This window comes from Cupriavidus necator A5-1 (genome assembly GCF_000744095.1).
In the GTDB taxonomy this organism is placed as follows: domain Bacteria; phylum Pseudomonadota; class Gammaproteobacteria; order Burkholderiales; family Burkholderiaceae; genus Cupriavidus; species Cupriavidus necator_A.
Genome location: NZ_JQLI01000001.1, coordinates 3,338,077 through 3,357,217, shown reverse-complemented (window position 1 = coordinate 3,357,217; position 19,141 = coordinate 3,338,077). Strand labels below are relative to the sequence as shown.

At 62.5% G+C, this 19,141-nt stretch carries 19 protein-coding genes; 15 read left to right on the top strand and 4 right to left on the bottom strand.

What is annotated here, in order from left to right; all coding sequences use genetic code 11:
• Window positions 1-50: 50 nt before the first annotated feature.
• Together K307_RS14955 and K307_RS14950 are read right to left on the bottom strand one after the other, a co-directional pair.
• On the bottom strand, window positions 51-266 hold the full coding sequence (locus tag K307_RS14955) for a DUF2188 domain-containing protein (protein WP_042879247.1): 216 nt from the start codon (window positions 264-266) through the stop codon (window positions 51-53).
• A gap of 127 nt (window positions 267-393) precedes the next feature.
• Complete coding sequence (locus K307_RS14950) at window positions 394-942, bottom strand: universal stress protein (RefSeq protein WP_042879245.1); 549 nt, start codon at window positions 940-942, stop codon at window positions 394-396.
• 1,060 nt (window positions 943-2,002) lie between these two features.
• On the opposite strand from K307_RS14950, the gene K307_RS14940 reads away from it, so the two are divergent.
• Window positions 2,003-3,919 (top strand): potassium transporter Kup, encoded by a 1,917-nt coding sequence (locus K307_RS14940; RefSeq protein ID WP_042879241.1) that lies wholly within the window; start codon window positions 2,003-2,005, stop codon window positions 3,917-3,919.
• A 467-nt stretch (window positions 3,920-4,386) separates the two neighbouring features.
• Here K307_RS14940 and K307_RS14935 read toward each other — a convergent pair whose 3' ends face one another.
• Window positions 4,387-5,292: a LysR family transcriptional regulator gene (locus K307_RS14935; RefSeq protein WP_042879239.1), complete on the bottom strand. Its 906-nt coding sequence runs from the start codon at window positions 5,290-5,292 to the stop codon at window positions 4,387-4,389.
• A gap of 219 nt (window positions 5,293-5,511) precedes the next feature.
• Here K307_RS14935 and K307_RS14930 point away from each other — a divergent pair, with 219 nt between their 5' ends.
• The 14 genes from K307_RS14930 to K307_RS14865 all read left to right on the top strand — a co-directional run bounded on the left by K307_RS14930 (window position 5,512) and on the right by K307_RS14865 (window position 18,524).
• On the top strand, window positions 5,512-6,378 hold the full coding sequence (locus tag K307_RS14930; RefSeq protein WP_042879237.1) for a VOC family protein: 867 nt from the start codon (window positions 5,512-5,514) through the stop codon (window positions 6,376-6,378).
• Window positions 6,375-7,082: a class II aldolase/adducin family protein gene (locus tag K307_RS14925; RefSeq protein WP_051974896.1), complete on the top strand. Its 708-nt coding sequence runs from the start codon at window positions 6,375-6,377 to the stop codon at window positions 7,080-7,082. Before K307_RS14930 ends, K307_RS14925 begins: the two co-directional genes overlap by 4 nt.
• Before the next feature lie 94 nt (window positions 7,083-7,176).
• Window positions 7,177-8,631 (top strand): 2-hydroxymuconic semialdehyde dehydrogenase, encoded by a 1,455-nt coding sequence (locus K307_RS14920; RefSeq protein ID WP_042879235.1) that lies wholly within the window; start codon window positions 7,177-7,179, stop codon window positions 8,629-8,631.
• An 8-nt stretch (window positions 8,632-8,639) separates the two neighbouring features.
• Window positions 8,640-9,422: a 2-oxopent-4-enoate hydratase gene (dmpE, locus tag K307_RS14915; protein WP_042879232.1), complete on the top strand. Its 783-nt coding sequence runs from the start codon at window positions 8,640-8,642 to the stop codon at window positions 9,420-9,422.
• Window positions 9,423-9,454: 32 nt separating this feature from the next.
• Window positions 9,455-10,243: a 2-oxo-3-hexenedioate decarboxylase gene (dmpH, locus tag K307_RS14910; RefSeq protein ID WP_042879230.1), complete on the top strand. Its 789-nt coding sequence runs from the start codon at window positions 9,455-9,457 to the stop codon at window positions 10,241-10,243.
• A 30-nt stretch (window positions 10,244-10,273) separates the two neighbouring features.
• The gene (locus K307_RS14905) at window positions 10,274-10,498 is read left to right on the top strand and encodes a 2-hydroxymuconate tautomerase (protein ID WP_268989195.1); all 225 of its coding nucleotides are present in this window, start codon (window positions 10,274-10,276) and stop codon (window positions 10,496-10,498) included.
• Between the two features lie 40 nt (window positions 10,499-10,538).
• Window positions 10,539-11,483, top strand: a complete 945-nt coding sequence (locus K307_RS14900) for an acetaldehyde dehydrogenase (acetylating) (protein WP_042879226.1) — start codon at window positions 10,539-10,541, stop codon at window positions 11,481-11,483.
• A gap of 21 nt (window positions 11,484-11,504) precedes the next feature.
• Complete coding sequence (dmpG, locus tag K307_RS14895) at window positions 11,505-12,542, top strand: 4-hydroxy-2-oxovalerate aldolase (protein WP_042879224.1); 1,038 nt, start codon at window positions 11,505-11,507, stop codon at window positions 12,540-12,542.
• Between the two features lie 138 nt (window positions 12,543-12,680).
• Window positions 12,681-13,772 (top strand): porin, encoded by a 1,092-nt coding sequence (locus K307_RS14890; RefSeq protein WP_042879222.1) that lies wholly within the window; start codon window positions 12,681-12,683, stop codon window positions 13,770-13,772.
• Window positions 13,773-13,955: 183 nt separating this feature from the next.
• A complete protein-coding gene (locus tag K307_RS14885) occupies window positions 13,956-15,143 on the top strand; it encodes an ABC transporter substrate-binding protein (RefSeq protein ID WP_042879220.1) in 1,188 nt (395 codons plus the stop codon).
• Between the two features lie 24 nt (window positions 15,144-15,167).
• Entirely contained in the window at window positions 15,168-16,079 is a 912-nt protein-coding gene (locus K307_RS14880) for a branched-chain amino acid ABC transporter permease (protein ID WP_042879218.1), read from the top strand.
• Between the two features lie 7 nt (window positions 16,080-16,086).
• Window positions 16,087-17,094 carry a branched-chain amino acid ABC transporter permease gene (locus tag K307_RS14875; protein ID WP_042879217.1) on the top strand — a complete coding sequence of 336 codons (1,008 nt, stop codon included), beginning with the start codon at window positions 16,087-16,089 and terminating at the stop codon, window positions 17,092-17,094.
• Window positions 17,087-17,830 carry an ABC transporter ATP-binding protein gene (locus tag K307_RS14870; RefSeq protein WP_042879215.1) on the top strand — a complete coding sequence of 248 codons (744 nt, stop codon included), beginning with the start codon at window positions 17,087-17,089 and terminating at the stop codon, window positions 17,828-17,830. The genes K307_RS14875 and K307_RS14870 overlap by 8 nt, the downstream gene beginning before the upstream one ends.
• Window position 17,831: 1 nt before the next feature.
• Window positions 17,832-18,524, top strand: a complete 693-nt coding sequence (locus K307_RS14865; protein ID WP_042879213.1) for an ABC transporter ATP-binding protein — start codon at window positions 17,832-17,834, stop codon at window positions 18,522-18,524.
• A gap of 158 nt (window positions 18,525-18,682) precedes the next feature.
• On the opposite strand, the gene K307_RS14860 is transcribed toward K307_RS14865, so the two are convergent.
• Entirely contained in the window at window positions 18,683-19,087 is a 405-nt protein-coding gene (locus tag K307_RS14860) for a GlcG/HbpS family heme-binding protein (RefSeq protein WP_042879211.1), read from the bottom strand.
• Between the last annotated feature and the right edge of the window lie 54 nt (window positions 19,088-19,141).

The window sequence follows — 19,141 nt, the reverse complement described above, 5'->3', positions numbered from 1 at the left end:
CCGACCCGGTTCGGAGGACAGGCCGTTGAGTGATCGAGGCGCGTGTCACGCTAACCATCCCGCAAGGACGGTGCCGTAGTCGTGCCGAGGATCTCATTGCCATCGCGATCGAATGTCACGAGAATCGCGCCATCGCGTCTGGCCTGGACGATCGCAGCCACCACCGCAGCCTCGCGGGTAGGATGGTGTGACTCTGCGTTCCGCCCGCTTTCGTAGATGACATCCCATCCGTCACGGTAGGGGACGACTTGGAGTTCGGCGGACATGGGGGCTCCTTTACCGACCAACACATTTCACTCACGAGCGTCGATCGTGCATTGTTCATTGTTAGTTGGACCTGCTTTGGGGTGCCTCCATGGAGAGTGCCGAGCCAGCAGGTCCTGAGGGGGACTCTCAGTGGGCAAGCCTGTCAACGCATCGAGGCAAGGATGCAGACGAATAGACGACAAGCGCAGGGCGTGCATGACTGGTGCGTGGCCGGTGCACCGTGAACTCGGATGGGACCTGCGCGTGCGGGGCATTGACCAGCGTGACGGGTACGCGGGAGCGTCGCATGACCTTGGCCGGAGTACCGGCGCCTGCAAGGGCCAAGACCCGCGCCCAGGCTGACAGGCCCAACACAATACCGTCGCATTGACACGCCTGTGCGGCATTCAATATCGTATTCGCGGGCGAGCCGATGCCAATCTGCGCCACGTAATCCACGCCGGAATCGTCAAGGATTTCGCCTGCACGTGCCAGTGCGGCTTCCCCTTGCTTGCGTTCTCGCTCTCGCAGTTCGGCGAGGGAGTGGTAGGCGCTGGCCCTTCCATGCTCAATCGGAGCTTGCACGTTGAGCAGCACAATCTGCGAAACGTTGCCCTCACTATAGAGGAACGCTGCATGCCGGGCAGCCCATAACGAACTATCTGAGCTGTCAACAGCGACGAGGAGCTTGATCATGGCGGTTCAACACTGGTAGCGGCACCGCGCCGGCGACGATTTGTCGGCGCGGCGAGTCCCATGCAACCAGCGTATGCGAGGCCGCGTTTATCTTGCATCAATATATGGCAGCAGCGCATAAAGATCCGATAAAGAAGCACCGGCCAACCTGGCGGTTCCTTGGTCGATGACGGTGAGCAGCCAGCGCGGCGCATTGGTGCGGCAAGCTCTGGAGCCATCGTGCGGGACAGGTATCTTGCGGCCTGAAAGCCAGCCGTCACTGCCCGGCCGTCCTGCCGTCCAGCATCCGGCCGAGCAGTTAACGGGTTTTATGCGTTGTTTATGTCGTGGGCGAGGTATTTACACCGGCTTTGCGGTGGCGTTTGTAAATTGATATCAGGCCCCGGAGTTTGGGACGCCGTACACGCAAGGTCCTGAACGCCAATGCCGGGCCCTTGCCGGACTACCCCGGCTCATCGTTGGTGCAAAAATGAAACCTCTAGTGCCCATCTTCATGACCTGCGCGATGTGCGGTCATGTTCACTCGAAAACCCTGCAGGATATGGTCTCTGGAAAGTTGTCGCAGCCATTGACTTGCCCCGCCTGCCACCATGAGCTTAGCGTCGACCGGGATTGGATCGCCGACCAGGCTGAACTGATGGGGCTCATGGATACGGAGCGATAATTCGCCAATCGTGCGTGTCTTACTTCACCCGCCAGATGACGGGTGGGGGATGAACGACGGGGAGCGTTGGCATGCCCGATCCAGATCGCGCGGAGATTGGGAAAATCCCTGCGTGCAGCGTCTGTGGTGACGGCACCTGATGCTGACGGCGAGTTCACCGTATATGCTCTAAACGTTGAGGACGTTGGAGGCGGTGGACCGCTACTCAAGACTTCTCTGCCACGGCCGCGGCTGATTCGCCGTCGGTGCCGGGCAGCAGCACGGCGAACTCCTCCATCCCTAGCCATGGGCTCCCCACAAGCAGTATGCCGTTAGAGTCGGCCAGCGCGACGTCGTCCCCGGCGCCGCAGGAGCCCGGTCAGAGCTTGACAGTTCCAACGATCAGGAGGGGCAGCTGTGGACTCGTACGCGAATAACGGCGAAACGTCAAGCGACTCGCACCTGCAGCAATCCCGCGCTGCCCTGACACTTGCTGCGCTGGGCGTCGTCTACGGTGATATCGGCACGAGCCCCCTTTATGCTGTCAAGGAGACCTTCAATCCTGCCCACGGGATTCCGCTCGCACCCGAAAACATACTCGGGGGAATCTCCGCGATCTTCTGGTCGCTGATGGTGGTGGTCTCGCTCAAGTACGTGATACTCATTATGCGAGCGAACAATAAGGGGGAAGGCGGCATCATGGCACTGCTCGCGCTTGCCTTGTCATCCGTGAAAAGGCTGGCCCGCTCACCCACGCCGATCCTGTTCGTGGGGCTGTTCGGCGCCTCGCTCTTCTACGGTGATGCCGTGCTGACGCCTGCCATCTCGGTACTCTCTGCGGTCGAAGGAATCGAAGTGGGCACGACGGCTCTGAAGCCTTACGTCCTCCCGGTATCCGTGGGCGTGTTGATCGCGCTGTTCCTGTTTCAGCGGCATGGCACCGCGACCATAGGTGCGCTGTTCGGGCCAATCACGATAGTGTGGTTCCTCGCCCTGGCCGCGGCGGGCATCTACGGCATCGTCCAGTATCCCGCCATTCTGGGCGCACTCAACCCGCTGCACGCGTTCGGCTTCGTTACGCTACACGGGTTCGCCTCGTTCGCAGTGCTGGGCGCGGTGCTGCTCGCGTTCACTGGCGCCGAAGCGCTCTACGCAGACATGGGACATTTCGGCAGTGGCCCGATTCGGTTGGCGTGGTTCGGGCTGGTATTCCCGGCACTTGTGCTCAACTACCTGGGCCAGGGTGCGCTGCTCATCGTGAATGCAAAGGCGATCGAGAACCCCTTCTATCTGCTCTATCCGTCCTGGGCGTTGTATCCGATGGTTGCACTCGCGACTGCCGCAACAGTGATCGCCTCGCAGGCGACGATTTCGGGTGCTTACTCGCTTACGAAACAGGGAATCCAACTGGGCTACCTGCCGCGTATGAACGTGGTGCAAACATCGGAGAAGGCGATCGGACAGATCTACATACCGAGTCTCAACGGCATACTGCTTTTTGCGGTTCTGGTCGCCGTGCTCGGCTTCGGCTCCTCGTCGAACCTCGCCTCGGCATACGGCGTCGCAGTGACCGGGACGATGTTGGCGACGACCCTCCTCACCTTCTTTGTTATTCACTACGGCTGGGGCTACAACCTGTTGCTAAGCCTCTTCGCGACTGGTTTCTTCATTGCTGTGGACGCTGCTTTCCTTTCCTCGAGCCTGTTGAAAGTCGCCGAGGGTGGCTGGTTCCCGCTCATTGTCGGGGCCGGGATGTTCGTCGTGATGCTGACATGGCTTCGCGGCCGGAAAGTCCTGCTTGAACGGCTTCAGAGTTCCGACGTCCCGCTCAAGTCGTTCCTGGATTCGCTATTTCTCGCACTACCGCCGCGTGTGCCCGGCGTAGCGGTGTTCCTCACCCCAACACCCGACGTGGTGCCACACGCGTTGATGCATAACCTCAACCACAACAGGGTGCTACACGAGCGCGTCCTGTTTCTTACCGTGCAGATGAAGGATGTACCTTGGGTGCCACTGAACGAGTGCCTGGCCGTGGAGCCGCTCGGGCACGACTGCTATCGGATAACGCTGCGCTTTGGTTTTATGAACCGGCCCGACGTCGCGCAGGCGCTCAATGCGCTGCCCCGAGGATCTGGCCTGGATTTCGACATGATGGAGACCTCGTTTTTCCTGAGCCGCGAGACCATCATTCCGGTGGCCGGCATCCCCAGTGGCATGGCGTTATGGCGTGAACGGCTGTTTGCCACGATGAGCAGGAACGCTGGCAACGCGGCCGACTATTTCAACATACCGGCAAATCGCGTGATCGAAATTGGTACGCAGATCCAGATCTAGGTCTTCTCGCTCAGAAGATCATTTGGTGCGCGCCCGCCATCTGGCGGATTGCACCTGCCCGTCATGCCGGCCGACTGGGCCTCCTTTTCCAGGCGTGTCGCCGAATGCCGTCGGCTCTCCCTGGGCCACCGGCAATCCTGTTGCTCACGCGATAATTCTGAGTCGGTTCAACAGGAGTCATTGAAATGAAGGACCTTGAGAAAATCAGTTAGATTAGAAGTTCTACGGTCGCACTACGACCAGGGGCGCTCGCGCGTCATGGGAATCGTCCGCCATGGGTTCTCTTTCGAGATCGACGGCCTGACAGGCGGTGCGCGCGACCCTGAAATTAAGTATGAAAGCTCGCGACCCGCACACAGCGTCGACTCGAGGAACCGCGGGAATGGGTCTTTGCTCCTAATCAAGCGAAGGCATGTGGCAACGATAAGTCCACGCATTGGCGGGCGAAACGAAAACGCCCCAATCGCTCAGTCGGCGTCGGTGGCGAAAACCTCTGTGACCACGGAGCGCAGCCATTTCGATTTGGGATCCTTGGCAAAGCGCCGATGCCAGTACACCTTCAGATCGTAATGCGGAATTTCAACTGGAGGCGTTACGATGCGCACCCTTTTGGAGTCGGCAAACACATTGGCGACGGTACGCGGAAGCACTACCACCAGATCGGATTCGGCGATGATGGTGGGGATGCTCATATAGTGCGCAGTATGCAACACGATATTGCGCTGGATGCCCTGCCTGGCGAGAACCTCTTCAAACATCTCCTGGCTACGACTTCCATCCTTGACGAAGGCATGTTCTGCCGCCTGGAACTGCGCCAGGGTCATGCGCGGTCCTTTGATCCTGTGCCCCGTGCGCACCATACAGACAAGGTCATGCGAGAACAGGCGCCGCTGGAAGAATTCGGCCTTGCGTAGATCCGGGAAGTAGCCCAGCGCCAGGTCGACCTCGCCGGCCCGCAAGGCGTCCTCCAACTGGGCGGGGGCGAGGCTGACGCCACGAATGCGCGCCGACGGTGCCGTAGCACGGATGTGTTGCACCAGCTTTGGCAGGAACACGATCTCTCCGATCGCGCTCAGGCAAAAGACGAATTCGTCGCTGCACACCCCCGGATCAAATTCCGGCGCCCGCAGGATATCGTGATCGATGGCGTCCAGGACTTCCCTGGCCTTGCCCGCCAGGCTTTGCGCGCGCGGCGTAGGCGACATGCCATCGACCTGCCGGATAAACAGGGCATCCCCCAATGACTCGCGCAACCGGGCGAGAGCGGCGCTGGCTGCCGGCTGGCTCATGTTCAGGCGCTTGGCCGCTGCCGTCACGCTGCCGGTGTCGTAGATCGCCAGCAAGACCCGCAGCAAATTCAGATCGAGTCGCATGGATATTCGAAAATCAAATAATCTGAATTATAACAATTTGCTTTGTTTATGCGTTCGGCGCCGCTACATTTTTCGAAAACAAGCCGGCGGGATGCTCAGCATCGATGCCTGCGGGGCAGGAGACGAACATAGCCAGGCCGGCTCACGCTGTGACCGGCGAAGCGCGTGCCTGAGGACTCCTGCCTCGTGATCTGCCGGCTGCGATCAACAGGAGACCCGATGATTCACCTTTCCGATATCCGTTATGTGCGTCTTGGGACGCGCGACCTGCAGGGTTGCGAGCAGTACGCTACGCAGGTGCTGGGCCTGGAGGTCGCGCATCGCGAGCGAGGCGCCCTCTACTTCCGCTCGGACAGCCGCGACCACACGCTGTGCTATTTCGAGGGCGACCCCAAAGACCATACTTCCGCCTTCGAGGTAGCGTCTCCCGCCGAGCTTGCCGCGGCCGCCGACTTGCTCGATCGCAACGACGTGCGTGTCGTCACGGGCTCGAAAGAGCAGTGCGAGTTACGACGGGTTGGTGCCTTCATCAACTTTCGTGATCCGTCTGGCAACAGCATCGATCTCGTTGTCGCGCCCGACCACAGCGGTCGCCGTTATTTTCCGTCGCGCGATGCCGGCATCACCGGCTTCAGCCACATCGGCTTGCGCTCGACCAATCCGGGGCGCGACGAAACGTTCTGGACGGGGCTTTGCAATGCAAAGGTAAGTGACTGGATCGGCGAGGCGCCGTTGCTGCGAATCGACGAGATTCACCACAAGATCGCGCTGTTTCCTTCCACTTACGCCGGCGTCCAGCATATCAACCACCAGGTGGAGAGTGTCGACGACCTGATGCGGTCTTACTACCTGTTGCGCGAACGGGGCGTCCGCATCCTGTTCGGGCCGGGGCGGCATCCCACCTCGGGCGCCGTGTTCCTCTATTTCGAAGGTCCGGACGACATGATCTACGAGTACTCGACAGGCGTCAGGACCATCTCGGTGGAAGACGAGAAGACCTACCGCCCTCGGCATTTTCCCACCGGGACTTCGTCATCCTTCTGCATGTGGGGTGCCAAGCCGGACATTGCCGAGTTTCGTTCATGAGCACGACCTCCACGCTCATTGACGCGCAACAACGCCTCCTGCGTGTGGCAGCGCGGGCAATCGGTCGGGCCCATCTCGCCCATGCCTATGGACATTGCAGTGTGCGCCTCAGCCCGAGCGAGTTTCTGGTGTGTGCGGCCAAACCGATGGGGCTGATCGTGGCAAGCGATACCGGCACGGTGGTGAACATCAACGGGGCGCTTCCTGACGGCGTGCTGGGCGAAGTCCGCATTCACCAGGAGATCTACCGGCAGCATCCGCACATTGGCGGCGTGGTGCGCAGCATGCCACCGGCAGTGATGGCGTTGTCGGCAGCACGCCTGACACCGCGCTGCCTGCACGGCATTGGCACGTACTTCTCCGCCGGGGTGCCGCTGTGGGACGACCCGCAATTGGTCCGCACGCCTGAGCAGGCGGCAGCGGTGGTCGAAACCCTGGGTACGGCCAGCGCGGTGGTGATGCGGGGCAACGGCGCCGTGGTTGCCGGCGACTCGCTGGAGGATGCGGTGGTGCTCACGTGGTACCTGGAAGATGCCGCACGCATGGATCTCGCGTTGCGCGGTGCGGGACTGAGCGACCGTGCCGCGGTCATCCCGCAGGCGGACGCCGAATTGCGGGCGACCCGCGTTGGCCGGATCTTCGAACGGATGTGGGGATACCTGACAGCCGGCGATTCGGAGGGCACGGCGACCGGATCAGCCTAGCGCTTCAGGCGACCAGGCGGTGCTGCTCGGGTCCGACGCGCCCTGGACGGCGCGGCTCCCAATCCCTTTCAAAATCAGTTACCGAGGCAATTGCATGAAACAATTCCGCAACTTCATTAACGGCGAATGGGTCGGCACCGGACGGACCTTCGAGGACCGCAATCCGATCGACAACAGCCTGATCGGGCACGTCCACGAGGCCGGCCAGGCAGAGGTCGACGCCGCTGTCGCGGCGGCGCGCCGCGCGTTGCAGGGCGAGTGGGGGCGCATGACGGTGGCCCGGCGCGTCGAGCTGCTGCACGCCGTGGCGGACGGCATCAACCGCCGCTTCGACGAATTCCTGCAGGCCGAGATTGCCGACACCGGCAAGCCGCTCTCGCTGGCCAGCCATGTGGACATTCCACGCGGCGCGGCCAACTTCAAGGTGTTCGCCGACCTGATCAGGAACGTACCGGCGGAGAGTTTCGCCATGGCCACGCCCGACGGCGGCGAGGCCATCAACTACGCGGTGCGCTCGCCGCGCGGCGTGATCGGCGTGGTGTGCCCCTGGAACCTGCCGCTGCTGCTGATGACCTGGAAGGTCGGCCCGGCGTTGGCCTGCGGCAATACGGTAGTGGTCAAGCCGTCTGAGGAAACGCCGGCTACCGCCACCTTGCTCGGCGAAGTGATGAACGAGGCTGGCGTGCCGCCCGGCGTCTACAACGTGGTCCACGGTTTTGGTCCGGATTCCGCCGGTGCCTTCCTGACCGCGCACCCGGATGTGAACGGCATCACCTTCACCGGCGAAACCCGTACCGGCGAGGCCATCATGAAGGCCGCTGCCAATGGCGTGCGTCCGGTCTCGCTGGAGTTGGGCGGCAAGAACGCCGGCATCGTGTTCGCCGACGCGGATTTCGACAAGGCCGTCGCCGGCATTGCGCGCGCGGCCTTCGAGAACAGCGGCCAGGTGTGCCTGGGCACCGAGCGCGTCTACGTACAGCGGCCGATCTTCGAGCGCTTTGTCGCGGCGCTCAAGGCAAAGGCCGAAGGCTTGCGGCTGGGCTCCCCGGACGGCGACGGCGTGAACATGGGGCCGCTGGTTTCGCTCGAGCACCAGGCCAAGGTGCTGTCGTACTACAGGAAGGCGGCTGACGCGGGCGCCACCGTCGTCACCGGCGGCGGCGTGCCCGAGATGCCCGAAGCACTGGCCGAAGGCGCCTGGGTGCAGCCCACCATCTGGACAGGCCTGCCCGAGGATTCGGCCGTGATCCGCGAGGAGATTTTCGGCCCTTGCTGCCATATCGCGCCATTCGATACCGAGGAAGAAGCTATCCGGCTCGCCAACGACACGCCCTACGGCCTGGCCGCGACGGTGTGGACGTCCGATCTCGGCGCGGCACACCGCATGGGCAGCGCGCTGGAGGTGGGCATCTGCTGGATCAACGCGTGGTTCCTGCGCGACCTGCGCACCGCCTTCGGCGGCGCCAAGCAATCCGGCATCGGCCGCGAGGGCGGGGTGCATTCGCTGGAGTTCTATACCGAGCTGCGCAATGTGTGCGTGAAACTGTGAGCCGGGCCATGAAACCAGAACAAATCCTCGATATCGCTGCTGGCCTTCACCATGCGCTTTCCGCGCGCCAGCCCATCGCGCCGCTGACTGAAAGCTATCCGGATCTGTCCATCGATGACGCCTACGGCATCCAGCTTGCCATGGTGCAGCATCGGCTGGATGCCGGCGAGCGTGTCATCGGCAAGAAGATCGGCGTGACCAGCCGGGTGGTGATGGACATGCTCGATGTGCGCCAGCCCGACTTCGGGCACCTGCTGTCCGGCATGGTCTACGGCGATGGCGCCGCCATTGCCGCCGACACGCTGATCGCGCCCAAGGCCGAAGGGGAGATCGCTTTCGTGCTCAAGGAAGACCTGGAAGGCCCGGGCGTCACCAATGCCGATGTGCTGCGCGCCACCGCCTACGTGCTGCCCTGCTTCGAGATCGTCGACTCGCGCATCCGCGACTGGAAGATCCGCATCCAGGACACGGTGGCGGATAACGCGTCCTCGGGCGTATTCGTGCTGGGCGATGTTGCCGTGGACCCGCGCGGGCTCGATCTCGGCACGGTCGGCATGACGCTGGAGAAGAACGGCGAGATCGTCGCCACCGGTGCCGGTGCCGCCGCGCTCGGCCATCCCGCCAACGCCGTGGCGTGGCTGGCCAATACGCTGGGCCGTCTCGGCATGGGGCTGAAGAAGGGCGAGGTGATCCTGTCCGGCTCGCTGGCCGCGATGGCGCCGGTCCAGGCTGGCGACCAGCTTCGCATCAGCCTGGGCGGCATCGGCTCGGCCGGCGTGCGCTTCATCTGAACGGATTCCCCATAGCATCCCACGACATCGCCATGCATCTCACCCAAGACATCATCCAGCAGCTCGCCGAGCACCTGGAGAACGCCGAACTCAACCGCGAGCCGGTGCGCAAGATCACCGACGACCATCCCGACATCGACTGGGACGACGCCTACGCCGTCCAGGACGCGATCCGGGCACGCAAGGAGGCGCGCGGCACGCGCATTGCCGGTCTCAAGATGGGGCTGACCTCGTTCGCCAAGATGCGCCAGATGGGCGTGACCGATCCGGTCTACGGCTTCCTGACCGACTACGGCGCCTGCATGGATGGTGGCGCCATCGATACCGCATCGCTGATCCATCCCAAGGTGGAGGCCGAGATCGCCTTCGTCCTCAAGTGCCCGCTCAAGGGGCCCGGCTGCCATATCGGCGACGTGCTGGCCGCCACCGATTTCGTGCTGCCGGCGGTGGAGGTGATCGACTCGCGCTACGAGAACTTCCGTTTCGACCTGAAGAGCGTGATTGCGGACAACACCTCCTCGGCCCGCTTCGTGGTGGGCGGCACGCATCGCAGCGCCGATGGCATCGACCTGAAGAACCTCGGCGTGGTGATGGAAAAGAACGGCGAAGTGGTCGCCACCGCCGCCGGCGCCGCCGTGCTCGGCCACCCGGCCAGCAGCGTGGCCATGCTGGCCAACATGCTGGGTGCGCGCGGGCGCGAACTGCCGGCCGGCACCTTCATCATGACCGGCGGCGTGACCGAGGCGGTGGCGGTGCAGGCGGGCGACAACGTCACCGTGCGCTACCAGCACCTGGGGACGGTATCGATGCGTTTTGTCTGATAGCAGCACAACCGGCGGGAGCAAGACTGTGTGCTCCCAATGACAAATGACAGGAGTAAGGCAATGCCCATCATGCAAGTTTTCCTGATGGAAGGAAGGACCGAGGAACAGAAGGTGGGCCTGATCGGCGCGCTCACTGACGCGGCGGTGGCGTCGATCGGCGTCCCGCGCGAATCCGTGCGTGTGCTGATCACCGAAATGCCCAAGGCGCATTTCGGCATCGGCGGGAAATCAGCCAAGGAATTGGGCCGCTAATCAGGCCGCTAACGGACAGCGGCGGCAAGGGAGAGTCAGCATGGACATGAAAGCAGGCAAGCACAAGGTTGCCATCATCGGCTCGGGCAATATCGGCACCGACCTGATGATCAAGGTGATGCGGCACGGCCGTCATCTGGAGATGGGCGCGATGGTCGGCATCGATCCCGCCTCCGACGGCCTGGCGCGCGCCGCGCGCCTGGGCGTGCCGACTACCGCCGGGGGCATCGAAGGCCTGCTGGCGATGGAGACCTTTGGCGATATCCGCATCGCTTTCGACGCCACTTCGGCCGGCGCGCACGCGCACCATAACCAGTTGCTGCAGCAGCACGGCGTGCGGGTGATCGACCTGACGCCGGCGGCGATCGGCCCCTATGTGGTGCCGGTGGTCAACCTCGACCAGCACCTGGAGGCCAGCAATATCAATATGGTCACCTGCGGCGGCCAGGCCACCATTCCGATGGTGGCGGCGGTATCGCGCGTGGCGAAGGTGCACTACGCCGAGATCGTGGCGTCGATCTCCAGCAAGTCGGCCGGGCCGGGCACGCGCGCCAATATTGACGAGTTCACCGAGACCACCAGCCAGGCGATCTGCTCGGTCGGCGGCGCCGCACGCGGCAAGGCCATCATCGTGCTGAACCCCGCCGAGCCGCCGCTGATCATGCGCGATACGGTGTTCACGCTGTCCGATGCTGCCGACGAGGCGGAAATCGAGGCGAGCATTGCGCAGATGGTGCAGGCCGTCCAGGCCTATGTTCCAGGTTACCGAGTCAAGCAGCGCGTGCAGTTTGAGCGCATTCCCGCTTCCGCGCCGCTGAACGTGCCGGGCATCGGGCCCGCCAGCGGATTGAAAACCACCGTGTTCCTGGAAGTGGAGGGCGCCGCTCACTACCTGCCGGCCTATGCCGGCAATCTCGACATCATGACCAGCGCCGCGCTGGCCTGCGCCGAGCGCCTGGCCGAGACCAGCCTGGCAGCCGCCTGACCGGTGCAGAAGGAGACAGACATGGATCTGAACAAGAAGCTTTATATCTCGGATGTCACCCTGCGCGACGGCAGCCACGCCATCTGCCACCAGTACAGCCTGGGCCACGTGCGCCGCATTGCCGCCGCGCTGGACGCAGCGGGCGTGGACTCGATCGAGGTTGCGCACGGTGACGGCCTCTCTGGCTCGAGCTTCAACTATGGCTTCGGCGCGCATACCGATGTCGAGTGGATCGCCGCGGTAGCCGATACCGTGCGTCGCGCCAAGGTGGCGACGCTGCTTTTGCCCGGAGTGGGCACGGTGCACGACCTGCGCGCTGCCTACGATGCGGGCGCGAGGGTCGTGCGCGTCGCCACGCACTGCACCGAGGCGGACGTCTCGCGCCAGCACATTGCATTCGCGCGCGAACTCGGCATGGATGCCGTTGGCTTTCTGATGATGAGTCATATGACCGATCCTGCTGCGCTGGCGCAGCAGGCGAAGCTGATGGAAAGCTATGGCGCGCAGTGCATCTACGTGGTCGATTCCGGTGGGGCGCTGAACATGAGCGATGTGCGCGATCGTTTCCGCGCCTTCAAGGACGTGCTCAAGTCGGAGACCCAGACAGGCATTCACGCCCACCACAACCTGAGCCTGGGCGTAGCCAACTCCATCGTTGCGGTGGAAGAGGGCTGCGACCGTGTGGACGCGAGCCTGGCCGGCATGGGCGCAGGCGCAGGGAACGCGCCGCTGGAGGTGTTCATCGCAGCCGCCAGCCGACTGGGCTGGAAGCACGGCTGCGACCTCTACACCCTGATGGATGCCGCCGACGACATCGTACGCCCGTTGCAGGACAGGCCAGTACGCGTGGACCGGGAAACTCTGGCCCTGGGCTACGCCGGCGTCTATTCGAGCTTCCTGCGCCACGCCGAAGCCGCAGCGGCACGCTACAAGCTGAAAACCGTCGACATCCTGGTGGAACTGGGCAAGCGTCGCATGGTGGGCGGCCAGGAGGACATGATCGTCGATGTGGCGCTCGACCTGGTTACGCAACGAGGCGGGGAACCCGCTGAGGTTTAGCGACAGCCTTCGCCGTGGATTGCAACACCGGTCACAGGAATTTCCGGCACGTACGGCTGGGCATTTACCACCTTGACGGAGGCTTGGTGGCGCTCTCGCAACGTCAGCCAACAACTATATGAAAGAAATGGAGGAGACATGAAGATTCGTAAGATGGCCGCTGCGCTTCTGATGGCAGCGCCCGGATGGGCCGCCGCGCAAAACGTGACGTTATATGGAGTCATCGACACCGGCATCGCCTTCGTCAACGGAGTCGGCCAGGCACGCGACACACAAACCTTCATGCCTGGCCTGACCAGTACCGTTCCGTCCCGTTGGGGCCTGCGCGGGAGCGAAGACATCGGTGGCGGTAACAAAGCGATCTTCTGGCTGGAGTCGGGTTTCCTGCCAGACAGCGGTGCGTCGAGCCAGGGAGGGCGGCTGTTCGGCCGCCAGGCGCTGGTAGGCCTGTCCGGGCGCTGGGGGCAGGTGGCCATCGGGCGCCAGTACACGATGCTGTTCTGGGCCATGGCCGAGCCCGACATGCTCGGCCCAAATCTCTTTGGTTCAGGATCGCTCGACAGTTACATACCCAATACGCGCGCGGACAACGCCGTGTCCTACAAGGGCACCTTTGGTGGCCTGACGGTGGGCGCCACCTACAGCTTCGGTCGCGACACGGTCAATGCCGGCCCCAGCCCGGGCGGCACCAATTGCGCGGGGGAGAACCCGGCAGACCAGCGCGCGTGTCGCGAGTGGTCGGTGCTCCTGAAATACGATGCGGCGCGCTGGAGCGTAGCGGCGGCCTACGATTCGTTACGAGGCGGGCCTGGTGCTTTTGGTGGCCTGACAAGCAGCGCCCTCACAGACGACCGGCTCTCCCTCAACGGGTATTTCATGGTGGGAGAGGCGAAGATCGGGGGCGGATGGCTGCGCCGCGACAACCGGGCAAGCGCGACGCCGCGCAGCGATCTCTACTACCTTGGGACGTCCTACCCGATCACGCCGAGGATCAGCGTTGATGCAGAGGCCTATCACCTTCGCTATCACAACAGCCCGAACAAGGCATGGATGTTCGCAGGCCGCGGCAGCTATGCGTTCTCAAAACGGACCTCGGCGTATGCGACCGCAGGCTTTATCGACAATCTCGGCAACCTCGCCTTGTCCGTCAACAGTGGTCAGGCCGGTACCAGCCCGGCGCCAGGTGGGAACCAGTTTGGCGCGATGGTCGGCGTGAAGCACATCTTTTAGGCGAGTCATTTTGCATGGCGCCGGGGGCGGCGCCCCTTGAGGATCCAGCCAGCCAGTCTTCAGGCTACATCTGGCCCCCACAGAATCATTCTGCATGCATTCCGTATTGCCGCACGCAATGCGCTTTGCACACAGTGGCCGCCGGGAATAGACGGACCACAAGTACACAAAGAGGAGACGCACATGCTTCAAGCAAAGAGATGGATTGCCTTCACTGCCATCGCCCTGTCCTGCACGGCGACTGCACAGGCCGCTGACCCAATCAGGATAGGTTTCATCGGTTCCCTCACCGGACCACTGTCGACCCTGTCGACCGACATGAAAGACGGATTCAATCTCGCGCTCAAGCATAAGGGGGGCAAGCTGGGCGGTGTCGACACAGTCGTGGCCTACGGCGACGACCAGGCCAACCCGGATACCGGCAAGCAGGTCTACGAGCGCATGGCCAAAAGCGAGAATGTCGACATCATCACCGGCATGGCATTCACCAACGTGATGCTGGCGGTGGCACCAACGGCGTTCAAGGACAAGATCTTCTTCGTCAATTCCAACGCAGGCCCCAAGGAGCTCGCCGGGGCCTCGTGCAATTACTATTACTTCAATCCTACCTGGCATACCAGCGCGCTGTCCGAGGCCGCTGGCCGCTTCGCCACCCAGAAGGGGTACAAGCGGATATTCGTGATTGCGCCGAACTACCAAGCAGGTCGCGAGCATGCCGAGGGCTTCGAGAAAGAATACAAGGGCGAGATCGCAGGCCGCGCCCGCAACAAGGTGGGCCAGCTGGATTTCTCGGTAGAAATCGGCCAGATCCGCGCCGCCAAACCTGACGCGGTCTTCTTCGCACTGTGGGGGCCGATGGCGATCAATTTTGTCAAGCAGTTCAACCAGGCCGGCCTGAACAAGAAGATCGACCTGGTCACTGCCGGCTTCGCCGTCGACGCGGACACCCTGCCTGCGCTCGGCGATGCAGCCGTCGGCATCTACAACACCAGCCAGTGGAGCCCGGACCTTCCCAACGCGGTCAACAGGAAATTCGTCGAGGATTTCGAGAAGGAATTCAAGCGACCGGCGTCGAGCTACGCCTCGCAGGGCTATGAGGTCGGACTGCTGCTGGATGCTGCAATTCGCGACAGCAAGGGCAAATACAAGGATGACAAGGTACTGCACGACGCGATCATGTCGGCAAAGTACGAATCGGTGCGCAGCTACTTCAAGTTCTCCTCAAACCAGAACGCGACCCAGCACATCTACTTGCGCCAGGTGGTGAAGAACGAGAAGGGCCAGCTGACCAACAAGACCGTCAGCAGCACGCCGGTATATGCCGACCAGAGCGATCCCTACGTGGGCGAATGCAAGCTCGCGGCGAAATAGGGTAACGGTTGGAAGGAGTACATCATGCTGGTTTTTCTGTTCGAACAGCTCCTCAACGGCGTGCAGTTCGGGCTCATGCTGTTTCTGCTGTCGGCGGGCCTGACGCTCGTGTTCGGCATCATGAACATGATCAATCTGGCGCATGGGTCGCTGTACATGATCGGCGCCTATCTGGTCGCCACGCTGACCCTGAAGACGGACAGCTTCCTGATAGGGCTGGTCGGCGGCGTGGCGCTGACCGCGGCGATTGGCATCCTGCTCGAAATGAGCCTGTTGCGCCGGCTCTATGACAAGGACCATCTTACCCAGGTGCTTGTCACCTTCGGCATCATCCTGATCGCCAACCAGGCGGTGCAGGAGATCTGGGGGGCGCAGCCGATCATGACCAGCATGCCGGCCTCGTTGAGTGCGTCCGTGCCGCTCGTCGGCAGCTTCGAATATCCGGTCTTCCGGCTGTTCATTATCGCCGTCGGCCTGCTGATCGCCGCACTGCTGGCGCTGCTCATCAAGAAGACGCGAGTGGGCATGTGGATCCGGGCGGGCGCGTCCGACCGCGAGATGGCCTGTGCCATGGGGGCGAATATCAACCTTGTGTTCTCGCTCGTCTTTGGTCTCGGCGCGGCGCTGTGCGCCATCGCCGGAGGCCTGCTCGGTCCTTTGCTGTCGATCAATGTCGGCATGGGCGAGAGCATCCTGATCCTGGCCTTCGTGGTGGTGGTGATCGGTGGCATCGGTTCCGTCCAGGGTGCGCTTGCCGGCGCAGTGCTCGTCGGCATTGTCGATGCGCTGGGCCGGGCGATGATTCCGATGGCGCTGCGCAGCTTGCCGGACCAGGGGCTGGCCGAATCGCTGGCATCTACGCTGTCCGCCGTATCGATCTATCTACTCATGGCGCTGGTCTTGTACTGGCGGCCGCAAGGTCTTTTCTCGCGCTGAGGCTGTCATGAAAGCTCATTCTCACATTGCCTGGGCACTGCTTGCCGTCCTGCTGATCGCTTTCCCCGCGATGGCAGAGGCGTTCGGCGGCAGCTTCTACGTCGGCTTCGCCACGCGTGTGCTGATCCTGGCCCTGGCCGCAACCAGCCTGCGACTGCTGGTCGGCGAGCTGGCCCTCGTATCTTTTGGTCACGCCGCCTTCTTTGGCACCGGCGCATTCGTGGTCGCCATCTTGTCAAAGGAACTGACGGCACCGGTCGGCTTGCTGCCTGGTACGGATTCCGCGTGGATCGCCTGGCCGATTGCCGTCATGGTGTCGGCGTTGCTGGCGGTGGTGATCGGCATGATCTCGCTGCGCACGAAGGGCGCTTACTTCATCATGATCACGCTTGCCTTCGCCCAGATGACGTTCTATTTGTTTGAATCGCTGAAGATGTACGGTGGCGACGAGGGCATCAACATGGCGCACCGCTCCAGGCTTGGCTTCGGTCTCGATACTGGTGACAACGTCACGTTCTATTACGTGGTCCTCGCTACCGTGGTCCTGGCGAACCTGTTCTTCCGCTTCCTGATCCGGTCGCCGCTGGGGCGCGTGATGAAAGGCATCAAGGAAAACGAAACCCGGATGCAAGCGCTCGGCTACCGCACCTACAGGTACAAGCTGATGGTGTTCGCGATCGCCGGTGCCGCGGCAGGGCTGTCCGGTGCACTGCTGGCCAACCAGAATAGTTATGCCAGTCCGAACCTGTTCAGCTGGCTGCAATCCGGCAACCTGCTCATGATGGTGATCCTCGGCGGCAGCGTGAACTTCTGGGGTGGCGCTGTAGGTGCCATCGTATTTTGTGTGCTGGAAGAAGTGCTGCCACACCTGACCAGGTACTGGCAGATCGCCATGGGCGTCTTTGTCATCCTGGTTGTCATGCGTGTGCCGGAAGGATTGACCGGCCTGCGGTGGCGCGTCCGCGTCCCGCATGCGGCGCAGCGCCGTTCGTCGAGCGAGGTGGGTAATGGCTGAGCAAGTTTTATCGGTAAGGGGCCTCGTCAAGCGCTTTGGCGGACTGATGGCCACCGATCATGTCGACTTCGACATCACGGACAACCAGATCCACGCGCTGATCGGGCCAAACGGAGCAGGCAAGACCACGTTCATATCGCAGCTCGCCGGCGGTCTGCATCCGGATAAGGGATCCATTGCATTCTACGGAACCGACATAACACGCCTGAGCATGGCCGAGCGCGCCGACATGGGCCTGGTGCGCTCTTACCAGATCACCAGCATTTTCCGCAATCTCTCGGTATTCGAGAATCTCGCCATCAGCGTTCAGTCGCGGCTGAAGGCAAGCTTCCGCTTCTTTGGCAAGGCATTGGTCGAACAGCTGCGCGACGAAGTGGTTTCGGTTGCGCACCGCATCCAGTTGGCGGACGAACTTCACACCCTGGCCTGCCACTTGTCGTATGGCCAGCAGCGCCAACTGGAAATCGGGCTCGCACTGGCGCTCAGGCCGCGCCTGCTGCTGCTTGATGAGCCGATGGCCGGCCTGTCCCCGAACCAGGTGCCCTGGTTTGTCGACTTCATCAAGAGCCTGAAGGGCAAGGACCTGTCCATCCTGCTGATCGAGCACGACATGGACGCAGTCTTCAGACTGTCCGACCGGATCTCGGTGTTTGTGTCGGGGAAGCGGATCTTTAATGGGTCACCTGACGAAGTCAAGTACAGCGCGGAAGTAAAACGTGCCTATCTGGGAGAGTGATATGAGCCTGCTGGAACTAACCTCGGTTGAGGCCGGCTACGGCGCGAGCCAGGTGCTGTTCGGTGTCGACCTCTTCATCGATGAAGGCGAAGTGGTGACGCTGCTCGGCCGCAACGGCATGGGCAAGAGCACGACCGTCAAGGCCATCTCCGGCCTGCTACGGCCGAGGCGCGGCAGTGTGCGCTTCAACGGATGCGAGGTGGCCGGGATGGCGCCGGAACGCATCAGTCGAAATGGGATCGGCCTGGTGCCGGAAGGCCGCCGGATTTTTTCCAACCTGACGGTATACGAGAACCTCGTTGCGTTCGCGCGCCGGGGCCAGTGGACCCTGCAGCGGATATACAAGCTGTTTCCGGTCCTGGAAAGGCGTAAGGACAACATGGGCTTCCAGCTCTCTGGCGGCGAGCAGCAGATGCTGGCCATTTCGCGGGCGCTGCTGACCAACGCCAGGCTGCTGCTGATCGACGAGGCGACCGAAGGGCTGGCGCCGCTGATCCGCCAGGAGATCTGGCGCTGCCTGCACGAGGTGAAGAAGGAAGGCCAGTCGATCCTGGTGATCGATAAGTATGTCCAGAACCTGATTGACCTCGCGGATCGTCACTACTTCATCGAGAACGGACGGATCGGATGGACAGGAAGCAGCGCACAGCTGAGTGAACACCCGGAGATCTGGGAGCGATATCTTGGCGTTTGATCGCTCACCCGTAGGAGCCGCGTGAACGAGGAAAGGCCGGAAATGTTTCCAAGAACATTTCCGGCCTTTTTCATTGCAGAAACACGTGTGCGCAAACTGCGTCGTTATCTGCATCGACGCTTGCCGCGCGGGCCAACCCGGCCGCCCGCGCAGACGGGCTATGCGAGCGCAGCGATGCCAGCGTGCGCGATTTCAGCGTCTTCGTTGGAGCGGACGCCGCTCACGCCGATCGCCCCAGCGCAGCTACCGCTGACCATGATCGGCACGCCGCCTTCCAGCAGGCAATCCAGGCCGGGCGCCGACAAGAACGCCTGCCGGCCGGCATTGACCATGTCTTCATAGAACTTGCTTTCACGCTGGCCCATCGCCGCCGTGCGGGCCTTGGCGGCTGCGATGTAAGCGGTCGCCGGCGGGGCACCGTCAGCACGCTGCAGCCATTGCAGATGGCCTCCATCGTCGACGATGGCAATCGTCACGACCCACTGTTTTGTGCTGGCATAGGCCTGGGCAGCGTCGGCTACCTTCTTCAGTTCCACCATGCCGAGACTGATCTTCTGATTCATCTTTAAAGTCCTCTCCAATAATGGGAGCGCCGGCGCTGGGGTGCGCCGGCGCGG

Coding starts and splice junctions, on each gene's coding strand:
- K307_RS14955 (WP_042879247.1), bottom strand. CDS start 266: ATGTCCGCCGAACTCCAAGTCGTCCCCTACCGTGACGGATGGGATGTC.
- K307_RS14950 (WP_042879245.1), bottom strand. CDS start 942: ATGATCAAGCTCCTCGTCGCTGTTGACAGCTCAGATAGTTCGTTATGG.
- K307_RS14935 (WP_042879239.1), bottom strand. CDS start 5,292: ATGCGACTCGATCTGAATTTGCTGCGGGTCTTGCTGGCGATCTACGAC.
- K307_RS14930 (WP_042879237.1), top strand. CDS start 5,512: ATGATTCACCTTTCCGATATCCGTTATGTGCGTCTTGGGACGCGCGAC.
- K307_RS14925 (WP_051974896.1), top strand. CDS start 6,375: ATGAGCACGACCTCCACGCTCATTGACGCGCAACAACGCCTCCTGCGT.
- K307_RS14920 (WP_042879235.1), top strand. CDS start 7,177: ATGAAACAATTCCGCAACTTCATTAACGGCGAATGGGTCGGCACCGGA.
- dmpE (WP_042879232.1), top strand. CDS start 8,640: ATGAAACCAGAACAAATCCTCGATATCGCTGCTGGCCTTCACCATGCG.
- dmpH (WP_042879230.1), top strand. CDS start 9,455: ATGCATCTCACCCAAGACATCATCCAGCAGCTCGCCGAGCACCTGGAG.
- K307_RS14900 (WP_042879226.1), top strand. CDS start 10,539: ATGGACATGAAAGCAGGCAAGCACAAGGTTGCCATCATCGGCTCGGGC.
- dmpG (WP_042879224.1), top strand. CDS start 11,505: ATGGATCTGAACAAGAAGCTTTATATCTCGGATGTCACCCTGCGCGAC.
- K307_RS14890 (WP_042879222.1), top strand. CDS start 12,681: ATGAAGATTCGTAAGATGGCCGCTGCGCTTCTGATGGCAGCGCCCGGA.
- K307_RS14885 (WP_042879220.1), top strand. CDS start 13,956: ATGCTTCAAGCAAAGAGATGGATTGCCTTCACTGCCATCGCCCTGTCC.
- K307_RS14880 (WP_042879218.1), top strand. CDS start 15,168: ATGCTGGTTTTTCTGTTCGAACAGCTCCTCAACGGCGTGCAGTTCGGG.
- K307_RS14875 (WP_042879217.1), top strand. CDS start 16,087: ATGAAAGCTCATTCTCACATTGCCTGGGCACTGCTTGCCGTCCTGCTG.
- K307_RS14870 (WP_042879215.1), top strand. CDS start 17,087: ATGGCTGAGCAAGTTTTATCGGTAAGGGGCCTCGTCAAGCGCTTTGGC.
- K307_RS14865 (WP_042879213.1), top strand. CDS start 17,832: ATGAGCCTGCTGGAACTAACCTCGGTTGAGGCCGGCTACGGCGCGAGC.
- K307_RS14860 (WP_042879211.1), bottom strand. CDS start 19,087: ATGAATCAGAAGATCAGTCTCGGCATGGTGGAACTGAAGAAGGTAGCC.